The 5,876-nt window shown below is 66.7% G+C and carries 8 protein-coding genes; 7 read left to right on the top strand and 1 reads right to left on the bottom strand.

All coding sequences use genetic code 11. From position 1 onward, the window contains the following. The 7 genes from Q0996_RS15905 to Q0996_RS15935 all read left to right on the top strand — a co-directional run. Positions 1 to 835: tripartite tricarboxylate transporter substrate binding protein (locus Q0996_RS15905; protein WP_299621810.1), on the top strand; the 835-nt coding region annotated here is incomplete at its 5' end. 163 nt (positions 836 to 998) lie between these two features. Beyond that, a complete protein-coding gene (locus Q0996_RS15910) occupies positions 999 to 1,481 on the top strand; it encodes a tripartite tricarboxylate transporter TctB family protein (protein ID WP_299621812.1) in 483 nt (160 codons plus the stop codon). A gap of 9 nt (positions 1,482 to 1,490) precedes the next feature. Continuing rightward, positions 1,491 to 3,002 (top strand): tripartite tricarboxylate transporter permease, encoded by a 1,512-nt coding sequence (locus tag Q0996_RS15915; protein WP_299621814.1) that lies wholly within the window; start codon positions 1,491 to 1,493, stop codon positions 3,000 to 3,002. Positions 3,003 to 3,011: 9 nt separating this feature from the next. Next, positions 3,012 to 3,797, top strand: coding sequence for an HpcH/HpaI aldolase/citrate lyase family protein (locus Q0996_RS15920; protein WP_299621817.1), 786 nt, complete (start codon positions 3,012 to 3,014; stop codon positions 3,795 to 3,797). Then, entirely contained in the window at positions 3,797 to 4,360 is a 564-nt protein-coding gene (locus Q0996_RS15925; protein WP_299621820.1) for a sugar O-acetyltransferase, read from the top strand. The genes Q0996_RS15920 and Q0996_RS15925 overlap by 1 nt, the downstream gene beginning before the upstream one ends. A gap of 145 nt (positions 4,361 to 4,505) precedes the next feature. After that, positions 4,506 to 4,793: a YciI family protein gene (locus Q0996_RS15930; protein WP_299621823.1), complete on the top strand. Its 288-nt coding sequence runs from the start codon at positions 4,506 to 4,508 to the stop codon at positions 4,791 to 4,793. Positions 4,794 to 4,872: 79 nt separating this feature from the next. Further along, positions 4,873 to 5,322, top strand: coding sequence for a GFA family protein (locus tag Q0996_RS15935; RefSeq protein ID WP_299621826.1), 450 nt, complete (start codon positions 4,873 to 4,875; stop codon positions 5,320 to 5,322). Here Q0996_RS15935 and Q0996_RS15940 read toward each other — a convergent pair. Next, positions 5,319 to 5,876 (bottom strand): PhzF family phenazine biosynthesis protein (locus Q0996_RS15940; RefSeq protein ID WP_299621829.1); only part of this gene is annotated, 558 nt, incomplete at its 5' end. The genes Q0996_RS15935 and Q0996_RS15940 overlap by 4 nt on opposite strands.

Raw genomic sequence — 5,876 nt, forward strand, 5'->3', positions numbered from 1 at the left:
CAACTCCCGCATGCTGGCTAGCATGCTGGAGAAGCACTTCGGCGTGCCCTTCAACGTCGTCAACCGCACCGGCGGCAACGGTGTGGTCGGCCACAGCGCCATCGCGACGGCGGAGCCCGACGGCTACACCATCGGCGCGGCGACGGTGGAGATCACCACCATGCACCACGCCGGGCTGACCGAACTGAACCACACCGACATCACGCCCATCGCGCTGGTGGACATCGTGCCATCCAGCGTTTTGGTGGCCAAGGACTCCCAGTTCAACAGCCTCAACGACCTCTTGACCTACGCGAAGGCCAACCCCGGCAAGCTCACCGGCTCCGGCACCGCCCAGGGCGGCATCTGGCATCTCGCGTTGGCCGGCATGCTGCAATCCGAAGGCATGGACCCCGGCGCGATCCGCTGGGTGCCCTCCAACGGCGCCGCGGCGGCCATGCAGGAACTGATCGCCGGCGGCGTCGACGTCGCAACGCCCGCTCTTTCCGAAGGCAAGGCCCTCATCGAGGCCGGCGAATTGAAGGCCCTGGCCTACATGCACGACGAGCGCATGGGCGCGCTGCCGGAGGTGCCGACCACCAAGGAGTTGCTGGCCTCCAGCTGGACGCTGGCCGCCTTCATCAGCGTCAGCGGCCCCAAGGGCCTGCCGGAGGAGATCGCCTGCAGCTATGAGAAGGCGGCGCTGGCGGCCTTCGATACGCAGGACTGGGCCGACTTCAAGGCCTCCCGCGGCGCGGAAGTGGTGAAGATGGGCAGTGCCGATCTCACTACCATGATGCAGGCGACCTCGGACAACCTGGGCGCCACCATGAAGGCCATCGGCCTGGCGCAGTAGGCCAAAGGCCTTCGCCAACCTGGAACGGTGATTGACCTCGTGCTTCGAGACGCTCCTTGCGGGGCTCCTCGGCACGTGGTCGGTCACCGCAAATTCTTCGCCTCACCCTGAGGAGGCCTAAAAGGCCGTCTCGAAGGGCGGGGTGCCGCGCAGGACCGGCCGCATGAAATTGGGTGATCTGCCGCTCGGCGTGTTGGCCGGGCTGTTCGGCCTGATCGTCATCCTGGAAGCAGCCAGCTTCCCGGAGATGGCGGGTATGGCCTATGGGCCGGAGTTCTTCCCCACCATCATCGGCGTGGGCTTCTGCCTCTGCGGGCTCGTCCTGATCGCCGGCGACCTGCGCGCGCGCCTGTCGGGCGCAGTTCAGCCGCTGTTCATGCCCGAGGCCTGGCTCGGCTCCCGCAAGGCGCTGCTGAGGCTGGCGGCGGTGCTGGGAACCGTCATCGCTTTCGTCCTGCTGGTGAAGCCACTGGGCTTCATCCTCACTTTGGCGCTGCTGCTGTTTTTTCTGCTGCGCAGTCTCGCCGCAGGCTGGCTGATCAGCTTCGCTTTGGCACTGGGATTGCCGTTCCTGCTGCATTTCTGTTTCACCGGCCTGCTGCGGGTGCCCCTGCCCCGCGGACTCGTCGAAACCCTGTTGTTCTAGGGCCGCGGGATGCCGGAAACCCTCGCCGTCGCCCTCACCTCGGTGCTGACCGCCGAGGTCATGCTGACCATCTTTCTGGCGGCGCTCTACGGGCTCTTCGTCGGCTCGGTGCCCGGGCTGACCGCCACCATGTCGGTGGCGCTGCTGGTGCCCATCACCTTCTTCCTCGACCCGGTGCCGGCGGTGGCGGCCATCGTCACCACCACGGCTACGGCGATCTTCGCCGGCGACATTCCCGGTGCCTTGCTTCGCATTCCCGGAACGCCGGCCTCGGCGGCCTATGTGGACGAGGCCTTCGCCCTGACCCAGAAGGGCGAGAGCGAGAAAGGGCTGGGGGCGAGCCTGGTGACGGCGGTCATCGGCGGGGTCATCGGCGTGCTGTTGCTCACCCTCTTCGCGAACCAGCTTGCCAGCGTTGCGGTGCGCTTCTCCTCCATGGAGTATTTCTGGCTCGGCTGTCTGGGCCTCACCTCGGCTGTTGCGGTCGCGGGCGGTTCTGTCGTGCGCTCTGCGCTCTCCCTGCTCATCGGCCTGATGATCTCCACCGTCGGCATCGACATCGCCACCGGCCATCCGCGCTTCACCTTTGGGGCCATCGACCTGCTGGACGGCGTATCTTTCATCCCGGCGATGATCGGCATGTTCGCCCTGAGCCAAGTCCTGCGCACCGTGACTCAGGGGCTGCAGAGCGAGACCACGGTCTCGAAGATCGGCTCCCTCACCCGCTATCTCTGGACCACGGTCCGCCGCTTCTGGGTGAACATCCTGAGGTCCAGCCTGCTCGGCAACGTGCTCGGCGCCCTGCCCGGCGCCGGGGCCGACATCGCCGCCTGGATCGCCTACAGCCTTTCCAAACGCTTCTCCAAGACGCCGCAGAAGTACGGCAAGGGCTACGAAGAGGGTATTGTCGATGCCGGTTCCGCCAACAATTCCGCCGTGGCCGGCGCCTGGATTCCGGCCCTGGTGTTCGGTATTCCCGGCGATTCCGTCACCGCCATCGGCATCGGCGTGTTGATGCTGAAAGGCATCACCCCCAGCCCGCGGGTGTTCCAGACCGACGGCGACCTGGTCTACGCCATCTTCATCGCCTTCATCATCGCGAACATCGTGATGCTGCCCCTGGGTCTGATGGTGATCCGCCTGGCCCGCCACGTGTTGACCATCCCCCGGCGCATCCTCATGCCGCTGATCCTGGTCTTCTCCATTCTCGGCGCCTATGCCGTGGACAACACCACCTTCTCCATCTGGGTGATGCTGGTCCTCGGCCTGCTGGCCTATTTCATGGAGAGCAACGGCATTCCCATCGCCCCGGCGATCCTCGGTATCGTCCTCGGCAAGGTGATCGAAAAGAACTTCCTCATCACCATGATCAAAACCCAGGGCGACCTCCTGGGCTTTTTCGAGCGGCCCATCGCCGCCGGGCTCGGCGCCGTGACGGTCGCGCTCTGGATCTATCTCCTCCTCAAGCCTCTCTTGAAACGCCAAACCTCAAAAGAAGACGCTAAAACAATGCACAAGTGAGAATCGTTCATGAAATATCTTAAATCCCGTATCGCTGCAGGAACGCCCACCTACGGTGTCTGGATGCACATTGCCTCGGCCAGCATCGCCGAGGCCACGGTGCACGCCGGCTTTCCGTTGGTGCTGATCGACAACGAACACGGCCCCGCCTCCCTGGAGACCACATTGGGCATGATGCGCGCCATCGAGGCGGCCGGCGGCGAGGTCATCATCCGGGTGCCCTCCAGCGATCCCATCTATCTGAAGCGCATTCTCGAACTGGGCCCCAGCGGCCTGCTGGTGCCGCAGATCGACAGCGCCGAGGAAGCCGCCGCCACTGTGGAGGCCTGCCGCTACCCGCCCCACGGCCGCCGCGGGTTCGCCCGGGCGATCCGCGCCGCCCGCTACGGACAGCGCCCGGACTACGTCCGCGAAGCCCATGGCGAGCTGACCCTGATGCTCCAGGTCGAAACCCGCGCGGCCCTCGACAATCTGGAGGCCATCGCCGCCGTCGAGGGGATCGACGTTCTGTTCATCGGCCCCTACGACCTCTCCGGCGCCGTCGGCCAGTTGGGGGAGACCGGCGGCGCCGAGGTCCTGGAGGCCATTGCCCGCATCGAAAGCGTCGCCAGGGACAAAGGCCTCGCCCTCGGCACCGTGCCGCGCGCCACCGCCGATGCCAACCAGCTCTTCGAGATGGGCTACAGCCTGGTCATGGGCACCTCCGACGTTGCCGCCTTGATGGCGGGCCTGCAGGCCGAGGCCGAGGTGATCCCGCAGGCAGCGCGCAGCCTGGGGCCTGCGGGGGCCGGCTGATGCCCCGGAGTGAGCGGGAAAAGGCGCTCGCCGGCCTCCCCTACGACATCTTCGATGCGGAACTGCGCGGTCTGCGCGCGCAAGCCCGCCAGGCATTGCATGTCCACAATCACGCGGTGCCGGACGAGGACGCGGGCCTGACCCCGGCCCTGCGGCAGGCCCTGGGCGGCGTCGGCGCCAACGTCTTCATCGAGACGCCCTTCCACTGCGCCTACGGGGTGAACCTCTTTCTCGGCGACGACGTCTACATCAATGCCGGCTGTGCGATCCTCGATTGCGGGCGCGTGGAAATCGGGCCCAAGTCCATGCTCGGTCCTGCCGTGCAGGTCTACACCGCGATCCATCCCGTCGACCCGGTGGAGCGGGCGACGGGCGTGGAGACCGCCGCGGCCGTCACCCTCGGCCGCAACGTCTGGATCGGCGGCGCCGCGGTGATCTGTCCCGGCGTTACCATCGGTGAGAATTCGGTGGTCGGTGCCGGCGCTGTGGTGGTGAAGGATGTGCCTGCCAACACCGTGGTCGTCGGCAACCCGGCGCAGGTCGTAAGGACGGTGACGAAGTGACCGCGCTCTTTTTTATCGGATGCGCCATTCATGAAACATGCATCCGGGAACAATCATGTCGGGGACCATCTCCGGCGGGTCTGCCCGGCATGCTGGACCGCACTGCCTCGTCCCCAGAGACTTTTTTCGACAGGAGGAGTTCGCCATGTTTGTCATCGTTCTGAGGTTTGGCGCCAACAAGGCCAAGGCCGGTGAGTTCATGGACGGCCACAAGGCCTGGATCAAAAGCGGCTTGGACGACGGCGTCTTCCTGCTGGTCGGTAGCCTCCAGCCCGGTCTCGGCGGCGCAATCCTGGCGCAGGGCGGCTCGCGCCCGGATCTGGAGAGCCGGGTGCAGGCCGACCCCTTCGTGGCCGAGGGCGTCGTCGACGCCGAGATCCTGGAGATCGCGCCCGCGCAGGCCGATTCACGCCTCGACTTCCTGCTGAGCTGAGCAGACATCGCGCTTGCCGTGGAGGCGACGAGCAATGCCAGCTAGGATCGGCGCGTCGAGTGAACGCGAGGGCTGAACCATGACTGAACGCATCGAAACCGGGGCCTGCTTCTGCGGCGCCATCGCCGCGGAGTTGCGGGGTGAGCCCTTCTGGATCTGCTATGACCACGACGACGACTGCCGCCGGGCCATCGGCAGCCCCCTCACAATCTGGATCGGCGTCCGTCCGTCCCAGTTCCGCATCCTTCGCGGCAATCCCAAGAGCTTCTCCAAGACCCCGGGCGTCCTGCGCAGCTTCTGTGGGGACTGCGGCACCTCCATCGGCTACCGCGACGAAGGGATCGCCGACGAGCTTTATCTCAGCATCGGTTTCTTCGACCGGCCGGAAGCCTTTCGTCCCCAGGCTCATGCCTATTGGCGCCAGAAACTGCCCTGGCTCGCTTTCGCCGATCCCTTGCCGCGCATCGATGGCTACTCCCGCGACCGCGACCCGGCCTTCGGCTATCCCGCCGATCGGGACTGCGGCTAGGTACCCATCACTCTTGCGCTGCCGGAGACGCGGATCGAGCTGCCGGGCTCCGGCGGGATCTCGGCCTTGAGGCGCGAAGGGACGCCCATGTCATCGCCCTGCAGGATGTCGATGGCGCCGCCGTGGGGCCAGCCGAGGTCGCGCAGGTAACCGGCCAGCGCCGCCGCCGCTGCGCCGGTGGCCGGGTCCTCGTAGACGCCGCCGGAGGCGAAGGGATTGCGGGCGTGGAAACGCCGCTCGCTTTCGGCCTGGACCAGAGCGATGGTGACCAGGCCCGCCTCGTTCATGAGCCCCCGTCCGGCGTCCAGGTCATAGGTCATGGCGGCGAGCTTGCCGCGCTCCGCAAGCGCCAGCACCAGATGGGTGGCGCCCGCTTCGGCGATGGCGGGCGGAATGCGCGGGTCGAGGTCTTCGCGCGCATAGCCGAAGAGCACCAGGACGCGGTCCAACAGATCCTCACCGGCAGGCCGGCTCTTGGTGGGCGGTGACTGCAGCGCGGCGGCGATGGCCGTGCCGTCGCGCCGGCCCTCCACCGTGATCTCCGCGTCGTTGAG

Source organism: Pelagibius sp. (assembly GCF_028289705.1).
GTDB lineage: Bacteria > Pseudomonadota > Alphaproteobacteria > Kiloniellales > Kiloniellaceae > Pelagibius.